The 20,013-nt window shown below is 73.5% G+C and carries 19 protein-coding genes and 1 riboswitch; of the genes, 6 read left to right on the plus strand and 13 right to left on the minus strand.

Translation table 11 applies throughout. The features are described from left to right. Positions 1–123: 123 nt before the first annotated feature. From ABZ671_RS12315 to ABZ671_RS12335, 5 genes are all read left to right on the plus strand, one after another. Positions 124–984 (plus strand): transporter substrate-binding domain-containing protein, encoded by an 861-nt coding sequence (locus ABZ671_RS12315; protein ID WP_357855556.1) that lies wholly within the window; start codon positions 124–126, stop codon positions 982–984. Continuing rightward, positions 981–1,826: an amino acid ABC transporter permease gene (locus tag ABZ671_RS12320; RefSeq protein ID WP_357855558.1), complete on the plus strand. Its 846-nt coding sequence runs from the start codon at positions 981–983 to the stop codon at positions 1,824–1,826. Before ABZ671_RS12315 ends, ABZ671_RS12320 begins: the two co-directional genes overlap by 4 nt. Before the next feature lies 1 nt (position 1,827). After that, complete coding sequence (locus tag ABZ671_RS12325) at positions 1,828–2,571, plus strand: amino acid ABC transporter ATP-binding protein (RefSeq protein ID WP_357855765.1); 744 nt, start codon at positions 1,828–1,830, stop codon at positions 2,569–2,571. A gap of 67 nt (positions 2,572–2,638) precedes the next feature. Further along, positions 2,639–3,253 carry a helix-turn-helix domain-containing protein gene (locus ABZ671_RS12330; protein WP_357855560.1) on the plus strand — a complete coding sequence of 205 codons (615 nt, stop codon included), beginning with the start codon at positions 2,639–2,641 and terminating at the stop codon, positions 3,251–3,253. Then, positions 3,250–4,560: an MFS transporter gene (locus tag ABZ671_RS12335; protein WP_357855563.1), complete on the plus strand. Its 1,311-nt coding sequence runs from the start codon at positions 3,250–3,252 to the stop codon at positions 4,558–4,560. The genes ABZ671_RS12330 and ABZ671_RS12335 overlap by 4 nt, the downstream gene beginning before the upstream one ends. A 26-nt stretch (positions 4,561–4,586) precedes the next feature. Here ABZ671_RS12335 and ribH read toward each other — a convergent pair whose 3' ends face one another. The 7 genes from ribH to rpe all read right to left on the minus strand — a co-directional run bounded on the left by ribH (position 4,587) and on the right by rpe (position 10,788). Next, positions 4,587–5,084 carry a 6,7-dimethyl-8-ribityllumazine synthase gene (ribH, locus tag ABZ671_RS12340; RefSeq protein ID WP_357855566.1) on the minus strand — a complete coding sequence of 166 codons (498 nt, stop codon included), beginning with the start codon at positions 5,082–5,084 and terminating at the stop codon, positions 4,587–4,589. 2 nt (positions 5,085–5,086) lie between these two features. Continuing rightward, on the minus strand, positions 5,087–6,352 hold the full coding sequence (locus ABZ671_RS12345) for a bifunctional 3,4-dihydroxy-2-butanone-4-phosphate synthase/GTP cyclohydrolase II (protein ID WP_357855570.1): 1,266 nt from the start codon (positions 6,350–6,352) through the stop codon (positions 5,087–5,089). Beyond that, positions 6,349–7,035, minus strand: a complete 687-nt coding sequence (pnuC, locus tag ABZ671_RS12350; RefSeq protein WP_357855573.1) for a nicotinamide riboside transporter PnuC — start codon at positions 7,033–7,035, stop codon at positions 6,349–6,351. Before pnuC ends, ABZ671_RS12345 begins: the two co-directional genes overlap by 4 nt. Then, positions 7,035–7,667 carry a riboflavin synthase gene (locus ABZ671_RS12355; protein ID WP_357855576.1) on the minus strand — a complete coding sequence of 211 codons (633 nt, stop codon included), beginning with the start codon at positions 7,665–7,667 and terminating at the stop codon, positions 7,035–7,037. The genes pnuC and ABZ671_RS12355 overlap by 1 nt, the downstream gene beginning before the upstream one ends. 1 nt (position 7,668) lies before the next feature. Further along, the gene (gene ribD, locus ABZ671_RS12360; protein ID WP_357855579.1) at positions 7,669–8,730 is read right to left on the minus strand and encodes a bifunctional diaminohydroxyphosphoribosylaminopyrimidine deaminase/5-amino-6-(5-phosphoribosylamino)uracil reductase RibD; all 1,062 of its coding nucleotides are present in this window, start codon (positions 8,728–8,730) and stop codon (positions 7,669–7,671) included. A gap of 165 nt (positions 8,731–8,895) precedes the next feature. Beyond that, a riboswitch (FMN riboswitch) is annotated at positions 8,896–9,068 on the minus strand. Between the two features lie 81 nt (positions 9,069–9,149). Beyond that, the gene (locus ABZ671_RS12365) at positions 9,150–10,106 is read right to left on the minus strand and encodes a response regulator (protein WP_357855582.1); all 957 of its coding nucleotides are present in this window, start codon (positions 10,104–10,106) and stop codon (positions 9,150–9,152) included. 1 nt (position 10,107) lies between these two features. Continuing rightward, positions 10,108–10,788, minus strand: coding sequence for a ribulose-phosphate 3-epimerase (gene rpe / locus ABZ671_RS12370; protein WP_357855585.1), 681 nt, complete (start codon positions 10,786–10,788; stop codon positions 10,108–10,110). Positions 10,789–10,914: 126 nt separating this feature from the next. On the opposite strand from rpe, the gene ABZ671_RS12375 reads away from it, so the two are divergent. Further along, positions 10,915–11,799: a septum formation family protein gene (locus ABZ671_RS12375; RefSeq protein WP_357855588.1), complete on the plus strand. Its 885-nt coding sequence runs from the start codon at positions 10,915–10,917 to the stop codon at positions 11,797–11,799. Positions 11,800–11,851: 52 nt separating this feature from the next. Here ABZ671_RS12375 and ABZ671_RS12380 read toward each other — a convergent pair whose 3' ends face one another. The 6 genes from ABZ671_RS12380 to ABZ671_RS12405 form a co-directional block, all read right to left on the minus strand. Next, positions 11,852–13,279, minus strand: a complete 1,428-nt coding sequence (locus ABZ671_RS12380) for a M28 family peptidase (protein ID WP_357855591.1) — start codon at positions 13,277–13,279, stop codon at positions 11,852–11,854. Positions 13,280–13,778: 499 nt separating this feature from the next. After that, positions 13,779–15,245 carry a transcription antitermination factor NusB gene (locus tag ABZ671_RS12385; protein ID WP_357855594.1) on the minus strand — a complete coding sequence of 489 codons (1,467 nt, stop codon included), beginning with the start codon at positions 15,243–15,245 and terminating at the stop codon, positions 13,779–13,781. Further along, positions 15,242–16,168, minus strand: a complete 927-nt coding sequence (gene fmt, locus ABZ671_RS12390; protein WP_357855597.1) for a methionyl-tRNA formyltransferase — start codon at positions 16,166–16,168, stop codon at positions 15,242–15,244. Before fmt ends, ABZ671_RS12385 begins: the two co-directional genes overlap by 4 nt. A gap of 4 nt (positions 16,169–16,172) precedes the next feature. Next, on the minus strand, positions 16,173–16,733 hold the full coding sequence (gene def, locus ABZ671_RS12395; RefSeq protein WP_357855600.1) for a peptide deformylase: 561 nt from the start codon (positions 16,731–16,733) through the stop codon (positions 16,173–16,175). A 122-nt stretch (positions 16,734–16,855) separates the two neighbouring features. Beyond that, positions 16,856–17,839 carry an AAA family ATPase gene (locus tag ABZ671_RS12400; RefSeq protein WP_357855602.1) on the minus strand — a complete coding sequence of 328 codons (984 nt, stop codon included), beginning with the start codon at positions 17,837–17,839 and terminating at the stop codon, positions 16,856–16,858. 219 nt (positions 17,840–18,058) lie between these two features. Then, positions 18,059–19,981, minus strand: coding sequence for a primosomal protein N' (locus ABZ671_RS12405; protein ID WP_357855605.1), 1,923 nt, complete (start codon positions 19,979–19,981; stop codon positions 18,059–18,061). Positions 19,982–20,013 lie beyond the last annotated feature (32 nt).

Below are 20,013 nucleotides of genomic sequence, written 5' to 3' on the forward strand. Positions count from 1 at the left end.
GGCGGCGCCGGGTACGGCGGGTCCGGTCGGCCCGGTGGCCGGGACGGCAGATGATCCAAGTTCTCACCACAACGGGTGAGACACATATCGATCACGACCGTTCGGGGCTCTACGCTGTCCGCCATGGCCGACACTCCCCGCATCCTCGCGCTCGGCACGGCCGGCGCCGTCCTCGTCGCGGTCGCCGCCTGCGCACCTCAGGACGATCAGTCTCCCACCCCGAACCCCACCGCCTCGTGCACGAAGGGCACCATGCCGACGCAGACCGCCGGCAAGCTCACCATCGCCACCGACGAACCGGCGTACGAGCCGTGGTTCCGCCAGAACAAGCCGGACAACGGCGAGGGCTACGAGGCCGCCGTCGCGTACGCGGTGGCCGACAAGCTCGGGTACGCGCCCGAGGACGTCACCTGGACCCGGGTCAAGTTCGACGCCGCCATCGCCCCCGGCCCGAAGACCTTCGATTTCGACATCAACCAGTTCTCCGTCACCGAGAAACGCCAGCAGGCGGTTGCCTTCTCCGCGCCCTACTACCTGGTGCGGCAGACCGTGATCGCGCTCAAGTCCTCGAAGATCGCTGGGAAGAAGTCACTGGCCGACCTGAAGGACGCGACCCTCGGCGCCCAGGTCGGCACCACCAGCTACCAGGCAATCACCGACGTGATCAAGCCGACCCGGAAGCCGCAGGTCTTCAACAACAACGACGACGCCAAGAAGGCGCTGCAGAACGGCCAGCTCGACGGCCTGGTGGTGGACCTGCCGACCGCCTTCTACATGACCGGCGCGGAACTCACCGGCGCCGTCATCGTCGGCCAGGTGCCGCAGGTCGGCGCGCCCGAGACGTTCGGGCTGCTGCTGGACAAGGACTCCCCGCTCGTCCCCTGCGTCAACGGTGCGATCGACCAGCTCGACAAGGCCGGCACGCTCAAGGAGTTGCAGCAGAAGTGGCTCGCCGAGGCGGCCGGAGCACCCGAGCTCACGTGAGTGCGCTGGATCACACCCCCTCGGCCGCGCAGCAACGGCGGACCGCGTACCGGCGCCGGCAAACCATACGCAGCGTGCTGGTCGCCGCCTCCTCCACGGCGGCGCTCGGCACGCTGCTGGTCCTCGCCGTCACCGGCGCACCCGGCTGGGAGCGGGTCCGCGAGTCGTTTCTGGACCCGGCGATCGCCCGGGACGCCCTGCCGGCGGTGCTCGACGGGCTCAAACTCAACGTCCAACTGCTGGTCTGCTGCGCCGCCGGCGCGCTGCTGCTCGGGCTGCTCATCGCCCTGCTGCGCACGCTGCGCGGCCCGGTCTTCTTCCCGGTGCGGGCCCTGGCCGCCGGCTACACGTACACGTTCCGCGGCCTGCCGCTGATCATCGTGCTCTACGTGCTGACGCTGGGCGTGCCGGGCCTGCGGTTGCGGGGCATGCCCCCGGTGCTGGTCCTCGGTGGGCTCGCGCTGGTGCTCACCTACGGCGGGTACCTGGCGGAGGTGTTCCGGGCCGGCATCGAGTCGGTGCACCCGAGCCAGCTCGCCGCCGCCCGGTCGCTCGGGCTGACCTACCGGCAGACCATGCGGCATGTGGTGCTGCCGCAGGCCGTACGCCGGGTGGCCCCGCCGCTGCTCAACGACGTGGTGGCGTTGCAGAAGGACGTGGGCCTGGTCTCCCTGGCCGGGCCGATCGACGCGGTCCGCGCCGCCCAGATCGCCACCGCGCAGCACTTCAACTTCACCCCGTACATCGTGGCCGGCGTGCTGTTCGTGCTGCTCGCCATCCCGCTGATCGCGGTCACCGACTGGGTGACGCTGCGCGCGGCCCGACGCCAGTCCGGAGGTTGAGATAGTCGTGCTGACCTGCCGAGGGCTGCGCAAGGAGTTCGCCGGGCACGTGGTGCTCGACGGGCTCGACCTGACCGTCGACGAACATCAGGTGGTGGCGCTGATCGGCGCGTCCGGGTCGGGCAAGTCGACCCTGCTGCGCTGCGTCAACCTGCTGGAGGAGTTGGACGACGGCACCATCGAGCTGGACGGGGAGGACATCTCCGATCCCCGGGTCGACCCGGACCTGGTTCGTCGCCGGATCGGCATGGTCTTCCAGTCGTACAACCTCTTCCCGCATCTGACCGTGTTGGAGAACATCACCCTGGCCCCGCAGCGGGTGCACCGGCGGGGCCGGGCGGAGGCCGAGGCCCAGGCTCGGGAGTTGCTTGACCGGGTCGGGCTGGGCGAGAAGGCAGAGGCCTATCCGGACCGGCTCTCCGGCGGGCAGCAGCAGCGGGTGGCGATCGTGCGGGCGCTGGCCAACTCGCCCCGCCTGATGCTGCTGGACGAGGTCACCTCGGCGCTGGACCCGGAGCTGGTGGGCGAGGTGCTGACGTTGATCCGCGACCTGAAGGCCGACGGGATGACCATGGTGCTGGCCACCCACGAGATGGGGTTCGCCCGGGAGGTCGCCGACCAGGTCTGCTTCCTCGACGGCGGGCGGGTGGTGGAGGCCGGGCCGCCGGAGCAGGTGCTCGGCGAGCCGACCCAGCCGCGTACCCGGCAGTTCCTGAGCCGGATCATCGAGGCCGGCCGACTCTGACCAGGCCTGCTGCGGCTCATGGAAAGAGGGCTTTCGAAAGGACCCTTTCGAGGACTAGCCTCGGCGTGTGTCCGATCAGCAGCCTCGCGAGATCACCGACGTCGCCACCCTCCGCGCCTTCGCACACCCGCTGCGGCTGCGCATTCTCAACGCGGTCGGCCTGTACGGCCCACTCACCGCCACCGAGGTGGCCGAGCGGGTCGGCGAGAGCCCGGCCAACTGCTCCTGGCACCTGCGCCAGCTCGCCAAGTACGGCTTCGTCACCGAGGCCGGCGGCGGCACCGGCCGGCAGCGGCCCTGGCGGCTGGTCACCGGCGGGCACCGGTGGAGCGAGGGCGAGGAAAGCCCGGAGCTGGCGCAGGCTGGCGACGCGGCCGCCCGGGTCCTGCTCGACCTTGAGTACCGCAAGCTCTGGGACTGGATGGCGGCCCGCCGCCAGCAGCCCGCCGTCTGGCGGGACGCCAGCTACTTCAACCAGTTCATCGCGTGGTGCACCGCGGATGAGCTCAGTGGACTGCAGGCAGAGATCCAGGAACTGTTCGGGCGCTACCTGGACCGGCTCGACGACCCGGCAGCCCGCCCAGCCGGTTCGCGGCCGGTGCGGCTGATGGCCTGGGGCGTGCCCGAGGTCGACGGAACGGTCGTGGGCGACGCCGACACGGAAGAAAGCAGGGAACGATGAAACAGCTGCTGCGCCGGTCGGACTTCCGGCGGTTCTTCCTCGCGCTGACCGTGAGCATGGTCGCCGAGTCGGTCCTGCTGCTCGCGCTAGCCGTGTGGGTCAAGGAGCTGACCGGCTCCGACGGGCTGGCCGGCGCCACCTTCGTCGCACTGACCGCGCCGATGGTGCTCGCGCCGCTGGTCGGCTGGGTGGTCGACCGGGCACCCCGCCGGACCCTCTTCGTGGCGCTCAACGCGATCACCGCCGCGCTGCTGCTGCCGCTGCTGACCGTGCGCGACGCCAGCCAGCTCTGGATCGTCTACGCGGTCGCCGCCGGCTACGGGCTCTCCTACATAGCGCTCGGCGCGACGGTCACCGCGCTCGTGCAGGAGCTGGTCCCCGCCGACCTGCTGCCCGACGCCAACGGCGCGTCCCAGACCGTCAAGCAGGGGCTGCGGCTCGCCGGCCCGCTGCTCGGCGCCGGCCTCTACGTTCTCCTCGGCGGCCCGGCCCTGGCCGCCGCCTGCGCGCTCGGCTTCCTCGTCGCAGCCGCGATCGGCCTGGCCCTGCGCCCGGCTACGGCCACGGCTGACAGGTTCGGGTCGGTGGCCGACCCAAACCCGGTCGCCGCGCCGACCGGGGCGACGACCCCGAGCGGGACCGATGGCACAGCCGCCACCGGCGGGCGCGGGGCGCTGGTCGCCGGGCTCCGGCACCTGGTGGCCGAGCCCGCGCTGCGCCGGGCGCTGGTGGCGGTTGTCGTCGCCACCGTCGGGCTGGGGTTCGGCGAGACGCTCTGGTTCGCGTACGTGGACCAGGGGCTCGGGCGGCCGCCCGCATTCCTGGGGGTACTGGTCTCCGTACAGGGGATCGGCGGCCTGGTCGGCGGGATCGGCTCGGCGGCGCTGGTACGCCGGCTCGGGGAGCTCAGCACCCTGGCGCTCGGCGTGGCCGCCCTCGCCGTCGGCACCCTGGCCATGGTCCGCCCGAACCTGATGCTCGCCTTCGTCGGCATCGTGCTGATCGGGCTCGGGCTGCCGATGTCGATGGTGGGCGTCATGACGCTGATCCAGCGGCGTACCCCGGCGAACCTGGTCGGCCGGGTCTCGGCCGCGCTGGACGCCCTCGCGAGCGGGCCTCAGTCGGTGGCGATCGGGGCGGGCGCGTTGCTGGTCGGTCTGGTCGACTACCGCCTCCTGTACGCGGCGATCGGGGTGGTGCTGCTGGTCGCGGCCGGCTACCTGCTCACCGGCCGCCGCCTCACCACCCCGATCGAGCCCGCACCGGCCGTCGAGCCGGTCGAGCCGGCACCGGCCGCCGCCGGGTAGCGACCGGTCAGGCGGCCAGGGACCGGTCAGGCGAAGCCGACGCGGTGGCCGGTGGTGGCGTCGAGGCCGCGGATGGTCAGGGCGGCGTCGAGGGCCGCGACGGTGGCCGACCAGCCCTTGTCCTCCGCCGAGCCGGGCAGGCCGGCCCGGTCCCGGGCCTGCTCGATGGTGTCCACGGTGAGCACCCCGTGCGCCACCGGCGTGTCCTCGTCCAGCGCGACCCGGGTCAGCCCCTCGGTCACCGACTTGCAGACGTAGTCGAAATGGGCCGTCGCGCCCCGCACCACCACACCAAGGGCGACCACCACGTCGTACCGGCGGGCCATCGCCTGGGCCACCACGGGCAGCTCCACCGAGCCGGCCACCCGGGCCACCACGGCGCGCGCGCCGCAGGCCTCGGCGGCGGCCACCGCCCGGTCGACCATGTGGTCGGTGAGGTCGCCGTGCCAGCGCGCGGCAACGATGCCCACGGTCAGCCCGGCGGCGTCCACCGAGGTGACGCCTGGTTCCCCGAAACCCGCCATGCCTACGCTCCGATCTCGTCGCCGGCGACCGGGCGCCCCATCGGCGCTTCGGTCAGCTCGTCCAGCCCCTCCAGGAGGTGGCCCATCCGATCCCGCTTGGTCCGCAGGTAGCGCACGTTCTCCGGGTTCGACCGGACGGGCAGCCCCTCGCGGCCGCTCACCGTGAGGCCGTACCCCTCCAGACCGGCCCGCTTGGCCGGGTTGTTGGTCAGCAGCCGCATCGAACGCACGCCCAGGTCGTAGAGGATCTGCGCGCCGGTGCCGTAGTCCCGCGCGTCGGCGGGCAACCCCAGGTCGAGGTTCGCGTCGACGGTGTCCCGGCCCTGGTCCTGAAGCTGGTACGCCTGAAGCTTGTGCAGCAGCCCGATGCCGCGCCCCTCGTGCCCGCGCACGTAGAGCACCACGCCGCGCCCCTCCTCGGCCACCCGCGCCAGGGCGGCCTGCAGCTGTGGGCCGCAGTCGCAGCGCAGCGAGCCGAAGACGTCGCCGGTGAGACACTCGGAGTGCACCCGGACCAGCACGTCCTCCCCGTCACCGAGGTCGCCCATGACCAGCGCGACGTGCTCGGCGGTGTCGTGCTCGCTGCGGTAGCCGAGCGCCCGGAACAGCCCGTACGGGGTGGGCATCCGCGCCTCGGCGACCTGCTTCACCTGCTTCTCGGTACGCCGCCGGTAGGCGATCAGGTCGGCAATGGTGATCAGGGTCAGCCCGTGCTCGGCGCAGAACTTCTCCAGGTCCGGCAGGCGCATCATGGTGCCGTCGTCGTTGACCAGCTCGCAGAGCACCCCGGCCGGGCGCAGCCCGGCCAGCCGGGTCAGGTCGACGGCCGCCTCGGTGTGCCCGGGACGGCGCAGCACGCCGCCCGCGCGGGCGCGCAGCGGCACCACGTGCCCGGGGCGGGCCAGGTCGGTCGGGTCGGTGGCCGCATCGGCGAGCAGCCGGATGGTGTGCGAGCGGTCGGCGGCCGAGATGCCGGTGCTGACCCCCTCCCGGGCGTCCACGGTCACCGTGTACGCGGTGCCCCGCCGGTCCTGGTTGGTGTGGTGCATCGGCGGCAGGTCCAGCCGGTCGCACTCGCTCTCGGTGAGCGGCACGCAGATGTAGCCCGAGGTGTAGCGGACCATGAAGGCGAGCAGCTCCGGGGTGGCCAGCTCGGCCGCGAAGATCAGATCGCCCTCGTTCTCCCGGCCCTCGTCGTCGACCACGACGACGGGCCGGCCGGCGGCGATGTCCGCCACCGCCTGCTCGATGGATCCAAAGCTGGTCATGCGACGGCCTCCGAGTAGATCGGGGTACGGGCGGGCGGGGTGGCCCGCGAGGTGCGCCACCACGTGGCCAGGCCGGCGGCGCAGAACCCGCCGTAGACCAGGTACATGACGGCCGACGGGTAGAAGCCGCCGCGCAGCAGCAGCGGCACGCCGACCGCGTCGACGGCGATCCAGACCAGCCAGAACTCCACCCAGCCGCGGGCCATGCCGTACGTGGCGAGCAGGCTGCCGACCAGGATCCAGGCGTCCGGCAGCGGCCCCCACGAGCCGAGCGCGGCCAGCACCGGGTACGCGACGGCGGTGCCGACCAGCGCGGCGGCGAGCAGGCCGAGCCGTTCCCGCCCGGTGGCCCAGCGCGGAGTGACCGCCGGTTCCTTCCCGCCGCCGGCACGCCGGTTGCGCGACCAGCGCCACCAGCCGTAGAGGCTGACCGCGAAGAAGAAGACCTGGCGGCCGGCCTGGCCGTAGAGGTCGTGCGCCTGCGGGGTGGCGAAGGCGCCGCCGAGGAACACGGTGAACAGCAGCGCGTTGCCGATCATGCCGATCGGCCAGGCCCAGACCAGGCGGCGCAGCCCGAACAGCGCGGAGCCGAGGCCGAAGACGTTGCCGACGATCTCCCGGACCAGCACCGGCGAGCCGGCGATCTGGAGCTGGGCGTCGAGCAGCCAACCGAGCGGGCCCATCAGAGGTCACCGCCGGGGACGACCGCGCCGCCGGGCCCGCCGGAACCGCCGAGCAGTCGCTCGACGTACTTGGCCAGCACGTCCACCTCGAGGTTGACCGGGTCGCCGACGCCCTTGGCGCCGAGGGTGGTGAGCTTGAGGGTGGTGGGGATCAGCCCGACGGCGAACCAGTCGTCGCCGACCTCGGCGACGGTCAGCGAAACACCGTCGACGGTGATCGAGCCCTTCTCCACCACGTACCGGGACAGCGCGGCAGGCAGCCGGAAGCGGACCGTCTCCCACTGCGCGGCCGGTTCCCGGGAGATGATCTCGCCGACCCCGTCGACGTGGCCCTGGACCAGGTGCCCGCCGAGGCGGCTGCCCAGCGTGGCGGCCCGCTCCAGGTTGACCGGGGCGCCCGGACGCAGCGCGCCGAGCGCGGATCGGCGCAGGGTCTCCCCCATCACGTCCGCGGTGAACACGTCGCCGTCCACGTCGACCACGGTCAGGCAGACGCCGTTGACGGCGATGGAGTCGCCGTGCCGGGCGTCGGTCGTGACCAGCGGGCCGCGGATGGCGACCAGCGCCGAGTCACCCCCGGTCTGGGTGGTTCGGACGACCTCGCCCAGTTCCTCGACGATGCCGGTGAACATCTCAGGCCTCCCTCTTTCGGGGCAGCGCGGTGATCCGCAGGTCGGGGCCGATCTGCGTGACGTCGGTGAGTTCCAGGTCGATGACGTCGGCGATGGTGGTCACGCCGGCGTCGAGCAGCGCGGTCGGGCCGGCGCCGAGCAGCTTCGGCGCGACGTACCCGACGATCTTGTCGACCAGGCCGGCGGCGAGGAACGCGCCGGCCAGCCGGGGGCCGCCCTCCAGCAGGGCGGCCCGGACGCCGCGGTGGTGCAGCTCCGCGAGCAGCGCCGGCAGGTCGACCCGGCCGTCCGGGCCGGCGCCGACCTCGGCGGCGGTCGCGATCCAGGTCCGGGCGGCGCCGTCGCGGACCCGGGCGTCGGCCGGGGTACGCCCCGAGCTGTCCACCACCACCCGCAGCGGCTGCCGGATGGCCAGGGTGCCGTCGCGCAGGTTGCGGGCGGTGAGTCGGGGATCGTCGGCGAGCACGGTGCCCACCCCGGCGATCACCGCGTCGACCGTGCCGCGCAGGGCGTGCACGTCGATCCGGGCCGCCTCGGAGGTGATCCACATGCTGGTGCCGTCGGCCGCGGCGGAACGCCCGTCGAGGGTGGCGGCGTACTTCCAGATCACGTACGGCCAGCCGCGACGCACCGAGGTGAGCCAGGCGATGTTGCCCGCCGCGGCCTCCTCGGCGCGTACCCCGACCTCGACCTCGATCCCGGCGGCGCGCAGGGTGGCCGCGCCGCCGGTGGCGACCGGGTTGGGGTCGGCGACGGCGATCACCACCCGGGCGAGCCCGGCGGTGATCAACGCGTGGCTGCAGGGGCCGGTGCGGCCGGTGTGGTCGCAGGGTTCCAGGGTGACCACGGCCGTGCCGCCGCGGGCCCGCTCACCCGCCTGGGCGAGGGCGACGATCTCGGCGTGCGGCCCGCCCGCGTACGCGTGGAACCCCTCGCCGACCACCTGGCCGTCCGGGTCGAGCAGGACGCAGCCGACCACCGGATTGGGGCTGGTGGTGCCGAGGCCGCGGGCCGCCAGGGAGATCGCGCGACGCATCGCCTCGTCGACGGAGCCGCTCGCCATCGCCTGCCCTGCCCTTTCGCTCGCCGGTACGCGCGGGCGAGGCTGGGAGGTGGCGACACAGGTGCCGCAGACGAGCGGCGGCGGAGACCGGGGACGGCGTCGCCGACCCCGGAGAGCCCACGCGGCGGCTGACGGTGCCAGCGGCCGGCAGGGCCTCCCCGTCCCGCGCGCTGTCTCCCATCCGGACTTTCTGGGGACGGACGAGCCGCACCCCAACCGTCGGCCCCGGATTCTCACCAGGTCCACCGTCCGGCCGAAGCCGTCCGGGTCGCGGGCTTACCACGGTCGGGCCGTGGATCACCGCCGGTTCGGAATTTCACCGAGCCCCGCCAGCGCGTGGTGGGTATACCGAGAGTCTTACACGCCGGGCGGGGGGCCGCGCCAGAGAGGCGAGCTACCTCACAGCGAAGAGAGCACGATCACGTAACTCCGCGCCGGCGGTCGACCGCGACGTACGACCCGGGCTGGCTCTTGGCGACCGTCTTCATCTCGGACGCGACGGCGATCGCCTCGAGAGGGTCGGTGAAGCGCTTGCCGGCGTCGGACAGGGAGACGCCGATGGAGAGGGTGACCAGGGCGGCCCGCCTGATGTTGCCCCGCCGGTCCTTCAGCTCGACGAAGCCGCGCTCCCGGTCGACCGGGTCGTAGAGGGCGTCGGCTGCCTTCTCGAAGTCCTCCACCGCCCGGAAGGTCAGCGGGCGGACCTGCTCCGGGGTGCAGACGATGACGAAGTCGTCGCCGCCGACGTGACCGAGGAACGCCGGCGGCAGGCCGATCGACACCACCGCCCGGTGCAGGCTGCGGGCCAGCGCGGAGATGAACTCGTCGCCCCGGACGAAGCCGTACCGGTCGTTGACGCTCTTGAACCGGTCGATGTCGATGTACCCGACCGCGTAGTCGGTTCCGGCGCGTACCCGGTCGTTGATCTCGCGTCGGATCCGGCTGTTGCCGGGCAACCCGGTCAGCGGGGAGACCTCGCGGAACTCCTTGTTGCGCCGCAGCGTGGAGCTGACCCGGGCGATCAACTCGGCGGTGTCGAAGGGTTTCACCAGGTAGTCGTCGGCGCCGGCGCTGAGTCCGTTGACCTTGTCCACGGTCATGCCCTTGGCGGTCAGCATGATCACCGGCAGCGCCGAGGTCAGCGGGTTGGCGCGCAGCCGGCGGGTCAGCTCCAGGCCGTCGATGCGCGGCATCATCAGGTCGACCACGGCCAGGTCGGGCCGCTGCCGCTCGATCACCTCGAGCGCCTCCTGGCCGTCGCCGGCGTGCAGCACCTCGAAACCGTGCAGGCGCAGGTTGAACTCGACGAACCGCGCGATGTCCTCGTCGTCGTCGACGACCAGGACGATGTCGGGTCGCTCGCCGGCCGGGTCCACCTCAGGCCCCGGGGGTCGCGCGTTCCGCCAGGGACCGCAGGCGACGTACCGCCTCGGCGGGATCGTCGGCGCCGTAGACCGCGGTGCCGGCGACGAAGGCGTCGGCACCCGCCGCGGCGGCCTGCTCGATGGTGTCGGCGGCGATCCCGCCGTCGACCTCGATCCGCAGCTCCAGGTGGCCGCTGTCGACGTGCCGCCGGGCGGTGCGCACCTTGTCCAACAGCTGCGGAATGAACCGCTGCCCGCCGAAGCCGGCCTTGATCGTCATGATCAGCAGCGTGTCGAAGCTGGGCAGCAGCTCCAGGTACGGCTCGATCGGGGTGTCCCGGTCGATCGCCAGCCCCGCCTTCGCCCCGGCCGAGCGGAGGTCCTTCGCGAGGGCCGCCGGGTCGTCACACGCCTCGGCGTGGAACGTGACGTTGTACGCCCCGGCGTCGGCGTACCCGGGGGCCCAGCGGCGCGGATCCTCGATCATGAGGTGCACGTCGAACGGCAACTCGGTCGCCGCCCGCAGGCTCTGCACCACCGGCAGCCCGATGGTCAGGTTCGGCACGAAATGGTTGTCCATGACGTCGACGTGCAACCAGTCGGCGGCGTGCTCGACGGCGCGGACCTCGTCGGCGAGGTGGGCGAAATCGGCGGCCAGGATGCTGGGCGCGACGATCGGCGGCGGTACGGTCACCGGGCCAGTGTACGAATGCGTCCCATGGTCGCCCGCAGCGCGGCACCGCCCCGGTGCCGTATGCTGCACCGCCATAGCGTGAGGTGCACGGAAACGCGACCACGACGACGGGGAGGTCGGTGGGCGATGCGGCGTTGGTGGACGGCGGTCGCGGTGGGCGCGGCTCTGACCCTCTCCGGGTGTGGCGTGCTGCCGGCCGGGGTGGACCGGCACCTGACCGACGACTGGCCTGCCTTCCCGGCCGCCGAGGCTTTCGTGCCGGCGGCGGACGTCTGTCATGCCACGATCCAGGACGTCGGCTATCTCAGCGGCTACGCCCCGATCGACTGCGCCACCTCGCACCGCGCCGAGACGCTGCACGTGGGCACGCTGACCGGCGCCGACGCCGGCGGGGACGCTCCGCCGAACGCCGGCTCGACCGGGATGCGGGCCGCACGCGCCGAGTGCGACCGGGAGGTCGGCAAGGCAGTCGGCGCCGACTGGCGCTCGGGACGGCTCGGGCTCGCCGTCGTCTTCCCGTCGGAGCCGGCCTGGAGCGGCGGGGCCCGCTGGTTCCGTTGTGACCTGTTCGAGGTGGACGGCCTGGACGAGGTCAACGTCACACCGCGCACCGCCAGCCTGCGCGACGCCCTCGCGCCGGGGTCCCCGCTGGCCCTCGGCTGCTTCAACCCGAAGGTCAGCAAGGACGACGTGGAGCAGATGCGGCCGGTGCCCTGCACCGCCAAGCACCACGCCGAGTTCGTCGGGATCCAGCGGTTCCCCGAACTCACGTACGCGCAGTTCCAGCGCGACTCGGCGCGGACGCACAAGGCGTGCCGGTCGTTGATCGCGACGTACGTCAAGGTGCCGAACAACAGCGACATGCAGTACCGGGCCGGCACGATCATCTATCACCCTGGCAAGGAGCAGTGGGACGACGGTGACCGCGGGGTGCAGTGCTTTCTCTGGGTGGACCGGACGCTGACCCGCTCGTTGAAGGGTGCCGGCAGCAAGGGCCTGCCGGTCCGCTGAGCCGGGCGGGGCGGGTCGCCGTTTCCGGCCGGCCCGCCCCGCCCGTGCTCGGTCAGGCGACCTGGAGCGTCACGTCGTCGATGACGAAGCTGGTCTGCAGCGCCGTGTCCTCCACGCCGGTCCACTTCAGGGTCACCGTCTGCCCGGCGTACGAGGCCAGGTTGAAAGTGCGCTGCGTGTAGCCGGTGGCCTTGTTCAGGTTCGAGTACGTCGCCAACGTGGTGCTGCCCACCTGGACGGTCAGCTTGTCGTACGCCGTCGTGGTGGTGGTCTCGGCCGTGTCGATGTGCAGCCAGAACGACAGGGTGTAGCTGGCGCACCCGGCCGGCAGGGTCACCGACTGGGACAGCGTGTCGGTGTGCGAGGTGCCGTACCCGTCCAGCCACGCCTTGTACGAGCCGGTCCGGGCCGCCTGACCCGTGGAGTTGGTGATCACGCCCGACGTCGCCGTCCACGGCGTGGTGCCCGACTCGAAGCTGCTGTTGCCGATGAGCTGTTCGGCGGTGCAGCCGCCGGTGCCACCGCCGACCGCGAGCTGCCAGATCGTGTACGCGACCCCGTCCGCGGCGCGGTTGAGGATGGTCGCGTTGATGTTGGCGGTGGTGTCGCAGGACTTGTGGTAGCACGAGTCGTACGCCGCCCCGGCGGTGCCACCCCACTTGCTGGCCTGGGCGGACGTCTTGGTGTAGCTGGCGCCCGCCGCGTAGCCGGAGGTGGGGATGCCGGCGTTGGCGAAGGAGTAGTCGTCGGAGCGGCCCGCCCCCTCGGTGTTCTCCTCCGGCTGGAGGCCGAACGAGTCCCAGTACGCCTTCAGCGGCGCTGCCGTGGCCGAGGTGACCTTGTTGATGAAGTAGCCGCCGTTGGGCGAGGCGACCATGTCGAAGTTGTAGTACGCCTTGATGTAGCCCTTCTGGGTGGCGCTGAGCGAGTTGACATAGAACTTCGAGCCCTGCAGGCCCTGCTCCTCGCCGTTCCACCAGGCGAACCGGACCCGCTTGGTCATGGTCGGGTTCTGACTCGCCAGCACCAGGGCGTTCTCCAGCAGCGTGGCCGAGCCGGAGCCGTTGTCGTTGATGCCCGGGCCGGCGGCGACGCTGTCCAGATGCGCGCCGAACATGATGACCTGGTCGGCGGGTCCCTGCGGCCACTCGGCGATCAGGTTGCTCGCCGGGTAGGTGCAGTTGGTGCAGGTCTGCTCGGTGACCGTGTAGCCGGCGGCCTGCAGCTTGGACTTCACGTAGCTCACCGAGGCGGTGTAGCCGGCCGAGCCGGCTCGCCGGGTGCCGCCGTTGCTGGTGGCGATGCTGCTGAGCTGGGTCAGGTGGGCCTGGACGTTGGTCACCGAGATGTCCGGTGCGGCAGCGGCCAACGCGGGGGCGGCGGCCACCGGCGCGGCGGTGGCGGGGGCGCCGGCCAGGGTCGCCGTCACTGCGGCGAACAGGGCGAGCGCGAGGCCTGCACTCGGCGGGCGGTGTCTCATGTGGACTCCTCGTGGGGGTCGGCGGGGTGCGGCGGGGTGGGGGGATGGCGCGGCGGCGCGCTCCGGTGGGAGCGTCCACGCGACGAACCGCGATCGGAACAGTGACATATGTCGATCAGACAGTCAACGGGGTGTTACATCCCGCGTGCCCGCGCCCCGATGCCGCGAACAGCTGAGTCGTTGACGCCATCAGCTCCAGAGCGCCACAAGGATCTCGCGCCACGGGCGCGCACCTGCCTCCACAGCGCCTACGAACTTGATGACGCAGACGACTCACGCCAGCCATCGGCGCACCGCCCACCGGCCCGCCCCGGCACCCCCGGCACCCGCCCGGGCTGGCCCGGCCCGGGCCAGCCCTGAATCATCCACGTCATCAAGTTCGTAGCCTGCGGAAGAGACCCGCCTCCCCGGGCCGCGGAGGCCCGGGGAGGCGGGTAGGCAGGGATCAGGGCAGCGCGGCGCCGGTGGGCCTGATCGAGGCGGTGCCAGGCGTGGCTGCTCAGCCCCGACGCAGCAGCGCCAGGAACATCGCGTCGGTGCCATGCCGCTGCGGCCACAACTGCACCGTCGGCCCGTCCTCGAGGCCGGGCATCCCGGCGGGCAGCACCGGCCGGGCGTCGACGAAGTCGACCGGGAAGCCGCAGCGGCGGGACGCCTCGGTCACCGTCACGTGCGTCTCCACGATGTGCGGCGAGCAGGTGACGTAGGCGACCAGCCCGCCCGGTCGGACCGCGCGCAGCGCCGCGGTGAGCAGTTCCCGCTGCAGCCGGGTCAGCGGCGGCAGGTCGGACGGCTGGCGGCGCCAGCGGGACTCCGGCCGGCGGCGCAGCGAGCCGAGCCCGGTGCACGGGGCGTCGACCAGCACCCGGTCGAAGTGCTCCTCCGGCAGCTTCGGGTCGGCGCCGACGGTGCGCCCGTCGGTGTTCAGCACGGCCACCGGCAGGCCCCGGGTGGCGTTGGCGACCAGCCGGGCCCGATGCTCGGCGACCTCGACCGCGGTGAGCCGGGCACCGCGCTGCGCGGCGAGCGCACCCAGCAGGCCCGCCTTGCCGCCCGGACCGGCGCACAGGTCCAGCCAGCGGCCGTCCGGGCCGTCCAGCGGCGCGGTCGCGAGCGCGTGCGCCACCAGCTGGGAACCCTCGTCCTGGACGTGGGCGCGTCCCTGCGCCACCGCTGACAGCTCCCCCGGCGCGCCGCCGGACAGATAAACCGCGTACGGCGAGAAGGCGCCGGGTGCGCCGCCGACCTCGTCGGCCAGCTCCGCCGGATCGGCCAGGCCCGGGCGGGCGCACAGGTGCACCGGCGGGCGCTCATTGTTTTCGATCAGCAGCCGCGCCGTCTCGCCCAGATCGCCGCCGAGCGCCTCGGCGAACGCCCGGACGATCCACTGCGGATGGCTGTACGCCAGGGCCAGGTGGCCGATCGGGTCGGTCTCGGCCGACGGGGCGAGCTTCGCCACCCAGCCGTCGACGTCGCGGCCGGCCACCTCACGCAGCACCGCGTTGGCGAAGCCGGTGGCCCCGGGGGCGACGGTCCGGACCAGGTCCACGGTGGAGGAAACCGCCGCGTGTGCCGGCACCCGGGTGTGCAGCAGCTGGTACGCCCCGAGCCGCAGCGCGTCCCGCACCGGCGGGTCGATCCGCTGCACGTCCCGGCCGGCGGCGTCGGTGATGATCGCGTCGAGGGTGCCGGTGTGGCGCAGCGCGCCGTAGGTCAGTTCGGTGGCGAACGCGGCGTCCCGCCCGGTCAGCCCCTCGTCGCGCAGCATCGCCGGCAGCACCAGGTTGGCGTACGCGTCGTCCCGGTGCACCGCTGCGATCGCCTGGTACGCGACGTGCCGGGGCAGGTCGAGGGCGGGCCGGCCGGGGCCACGGCCGCGCCGGTCTGCGTCGGGGCGAGGGCCGCGCCCCCGGTCGAAGTCGCGGCGAGGGCCACGCCGGTCGAAGCCGGACCGGTCGGCGGTCACGCGAGCACCTCGCCGGCCACGACCCGGGCGCCACGCGCCCAGTCACTCGCCGACATGGCCTTCTTGCCGGCCGCCCGCACCTCGCCGAGGCGCACCGGGACCGTGGCGGTGCCCGCGAGCACCCGGGACTTCTCGACCAGCAGCTCGCCGGGCTTCAGCTCGGGGCCGTCCGCCACCGGGGTGACCGGTCCGAGCTTCACCCGGTCGCCGCGGAACGTGGTCCACGGGCCGGGGGCCGGGGTGCAGGCGCGGATCCGCCGGTCGACCGCGAACGCCGGTTCGCTCCAGCGCACCCGGGCGTCCTCGACGGTCAGCTTGGGTGCCAGGGACACCCCGTCGGCGGGTTGTGGCTCGGCCCGGGCGGTGCCGGCTTCCAGCGCGTCGAGGACGGCCACCAGCAGGCCCGCGCCCGACCGGGCGAGCCGCTCCAGCAGGTCGCCGGAGGTGTCGGTGGCGCGGATCTCGTCGGTGACCGTGCCGTACACCGGGCCGGTGTCCAGCCCCTCCTCCAGCTGGAAGACGCTCGCCCCGGTCAGCTCGTCGCCGTGCAGCACGGCCTGCTGCACGGGGGCGGCGCCGCGCCAGGCGGGCAGCAGCGAGAAGTGCAGGTTGATCCAGCCGTGCCGGGGGATCTCCAGTGCCACCGGCGGCACCAGCGCGCCGTACGCGACCACCGGCACGCAGTCCGGGGCCAACTCGCGGAGCCGGTCCAGGAACTCGGGCTCGCGGGGCCGCGCCGGGGTGAGCACCTCGACGCCGTTCGCGTCGGCCCACGCACCGACCGCCGAGCGGACCAGGCCCCGCCCCCGGCCGGCCGGGGCGTCGGGACGGGTGACCACGGCCAGCAACTCGTGACCGGACGCGGCGATGGCGTCCAGGGCGGGAACGGCGACGGCCGGCGTGCCGGCGAAGATCAGACGCACCCGGTCACCGTCCCAGGCCGAACGGGTTGCTCGCGGCGTGCGGGCTGAGCTTGACCGTCGGCGGGGTGGCCGGGTCGTACCACTCGGCCTGGCGGATCGCCTTCATGGCCGCCTTCCGGCCGGCCGAATCCAGCCGATCGACGAAGAGCACCCCGTCGAGGTGATCGGTCTCGTGCTGCACGCACCGGGCCATCAGCCCGGTGCCGACGATCTGCATCGGGTCGCCGTAGCCGTTGAACCCCTTGGCGATGACGTTCTGCCGGCGCTTGGTGTCGAAGTAGAGCCCGGGGATGGACAGGCACCCCTCGGGGCCGTCCTGCTCCTCCTCGTCGGGGAACTCCAGCACCGGGTTGACCAGGTGCCCGACGACGTCGTCCACATCGAAGGTGAACACCCGCAGGCCCACCCCGAGCTGCGGCGCGGCCAGGCCGGCGCCGCCCTGCTCACGCATGGTGTCGGTCAGGTCGGTGATCAGCCTGCGCAGCTCGGCGTCGAAGTCGACCACCGGGTCGGCCGGCGTACGCAGCACCGGGTCCCCGAACAGACGGATGGGCTGGACGGTCACGCGGGGCGGCTCCTTGTCTGGAACGGGCGGTGTCGTACCAGTCTACGGAGTCGCCCCGGACGCCCCGGCCGGCGTACCACGATCCGTGCCCGACGACACGTCGCCCGGCCGAAGCGCCTGGCTCAGGCGCTGGCGCCCGGCTCCCCGGCGAGCACCGCGTCGCCGCCGAGCAGGGCGTGCTCGGGCAGCGGGAGCTGGATGCCGTGCGCGGCCTCCCAGTCGTGGATCAGGCTGGGGCGGGCCTGGGCGGCGAAGTAGTCGACAGCGCTCATCCCGCCGACCACCGGCTCGTCCACCTCGCCGACGAGCCGGGCGGGAACCAGCGGCAAGCCGCTCTGCAGGGCGGCGCTGAGCCGCCGGTGCCCGTCGACCGCGAAGAAGTACTCGCCGGTGTAGCCGATGGTCAGTGGGGCCAGGGCCGCGTCGCCGGCCTCGGTCACGGCGCCCACGAGCTCGGAGTCCCAGAGGCCACGGAGGGCGGCGATCTCCTCGGTCGGGTAGACCCGGGCCGGGTCGAGCAGCAGCAGCGGCGAGCCCTCGCCCAGCACGTCCGCGCCGAGGCGCCCCTCGTAGACGTCGATGACGTGCTGGATCACCTGCTCCGGCGTGGCCCGGGTGGTGTCGCAGATCAGGTCGTAGTTGCGCAGCCGGGCCTTGTCCACGCCGTACCGGACGATGAACCGGCCGCGTTCACTCTCGCTGCGCTCCTTGAGCTTGGCCTTCGCCTCCTCGAGAGAGGCGTAGCTCTCGGCCGGGCCGGACGGGCGGGCCAGCACCCGCCGGGCCGCCTCGGCCGGCTCGGTGATCATGTGCACCTTGAGCGCGTCGGTGAAGAAGTGCCAGGCCAGCCGGGAGTCCATGACCAGCCGCTCGCCGGAGGCCGCGATGTCCCGCTGGAGCTGGTCGACGTATCCGTCGACGGCCTGGTCCAATTCGGCGTGCAGGTTGAGCTGCAGAGCGGTCATCTGCCGCTCCTGGGCCATCTGCCGATAGAGGTCGCCGACGCTGACCCGGCGCAGGCCCAGCCGCTTGGCGATCTCCACGGAGACGGTGCTCTTGCCGCTGCCGAGGTCACCGTTGAAGACGATCGATTGACGAACGGTCACGACACTGGTCCATCCCTGATACCGACTGTTATGACATCGCGATGTGGCGTCGACTCAGACGTGCGCCCACCTGCGTCGCATCGTCCGTGAGCCCTCGGGCATGACGGGCGATGCTATCACGCAGTCTCTACCCATTTGCCGGACGAGGTGTGCGGCATGGCCCTCCCGGAGCGGGCCCGAAGGGCCCGCGGTGGCGTACGCCACCCGCGGGCGGGGCGGTCAGAAGAGGCTGAGCGGGTCGACCTGGAGCCGGACCGGGTCGGCGGCCTTGCGGGCGCTACGCAGCCCGGCGGCGGTGTGCAGCGCCTCGGCAAGAGCGGCGGCCCGGGCCCGGGGGACCCGGACCAACATCCGCTCCCGCCCCTCGTCGGCGGGGACCGGACCGAGCACCTCGGCGCCCTCGGGCAGCCGGGCCCCGGTGAGCAGCTCGGCCACCGCGTCCGGCAGGCCGCTCACGCTGGCCATCCGGACCGCCGGCGGGAAACCCAGCTCGCGCCGTTCGGCCAGTTCCCTGGCGGCGAACCAGGCGGCGTCCCAGCGCAGCAACGCCTGCACCGGCGCGAGGCTGCCGTCGGCGACCACCACCACCCGGCCGCCCGCCGCGCCGGGCCGGGCCAGCGCGGCGGCGGCCAGCCAGCGACGCAGCGCCTCCTCCCCGGCCCGCAGGTCGGCCCGGGTGAGCAGGGCCCACGAGTCGAGCAGCAGCACCGCCCCGTAGCCGCCGTCGGCGGCCGGCTCGGCACCCGGGGTGGCGACCACCAGGCCGGCGCCGCCCGGGACCGCGGTCAGCATCTCCTCGCGGCCGGAGGTACGGACCGGCACACCGGGAAAGGCCCGGCCCAGCTCCTCGGCGGTCCGTCGGGCGCCGGTGACCGCGGCGCGCAGCCGCCGCCCGCCGCAATCCGGACAGGCGTACGCGGCGGCGACCCGGCCGCACCAGCGGCAGGTCGGCATCCCGTCGCCGGCAGGCAGGGCGAGGGGCCCGGCGCAGTGCGGACAGCGGGCCGGTGCCCGGCAGTCAGCGCAGGCGGTCGAGGGCAGGTAACCACGCCGGGGCACCTGCACCAGCACCGGCAGATCGGCGCGAAGCGCGTCCCGGGCCGTGGTCCAGGCCAGGCTGGGCAGCCGGGCGGAGGCGGCGCCGGGGTCGCGGGCCAACTGCGGGTCGTCCCCGGTCGGCGCGATCGCCGGCACCCGGGCCCGTACGGTCGCCCGGTCGGCGACCACCTCCTGGGCCCAGCGGGTCTCCACCAGCAATTGCGCCTCGGCGGTGCGGGCGTACCCGCCGACCAGGGCCGCCGTCTCGCCGAGCCGGGCCCGGGTGAGCAGCACCTCCCGGGCGTGCGGATAGGGCGCCCGAGGTTCGGCGTGCAGGTCGTCGCCGTCGTCCCAGATCGCCACGAGGCCGAGCCGGTCGACCGGCGCGAACATCGCGGCCCGGGTGCCGATCACCACGGGCACCTCCCCGCGCCGGGCGGCGAGGAAGGCCCGGTAGCGCCGGGCGGGGCCGAGCGCGGCAGAGAGGCAGACGTGCCGGCCCGGCCCGAGGACGTCGGTCAGGGCGGCGTCGAGGCGGTCCAGGTCGCGAGCGTCGGCCACCACGACAAGCGCGCCTCGGCCGCCGGCCACCGTGGCGGCCACCGCGTCGGCGTACCGGGCGGCCCAGTCCTCACCGGGTAGGGCCGACCAGACCGCGCGGGGCGCCCGCCCGTCGGTGAGCGCGCGCAGCAGGGCCGGCCCGAACGGGTAGTCCCGCCACCCGCGCGGGTCGACGGCGGCGGGCGGTGCGGCCGGGCTGGCGGTGGCCGGTTCGGCGGTGGCCGTCGGCTCCTTCTCCACCCGGGCGTGCCGGGGCGGGACGGCCAGCCGGAGCACGTCGGCGAGGCTGCCGGCGTACCGGTCGGCGACCGCTCGGGCCAGCCGGGCCACCTCGGGCGCCAGCGCCGGCACCGACGAGACGACCTTCTCCAGGTACGCCAGCCGGGGGTGGCCAGACTCATCGACGCGCTCCAGCAGCCAGCCGTCGACGAGCTGGCCGGCGAAGCGGATCTTCACCCGCACCCCGGGCAACGCCTGGGCGTCCAACTCGGCGGGGACCAGGTAGTCGAACGGGCGGTCGAGGTGGGCCAGGGGCAGATCCACGCAGACGCGAGCGACCGGCGACCCGTCAGCGG

This window comes from Micromonospora sp. NPDC006766 (genome assembly GCF_040636055.1).
Taxonomy (GTDB): Bacteria; Actinomycetota; Actinomycetes; order Mycobacteriales; family Micromonosporaceae; genus Micromonospora.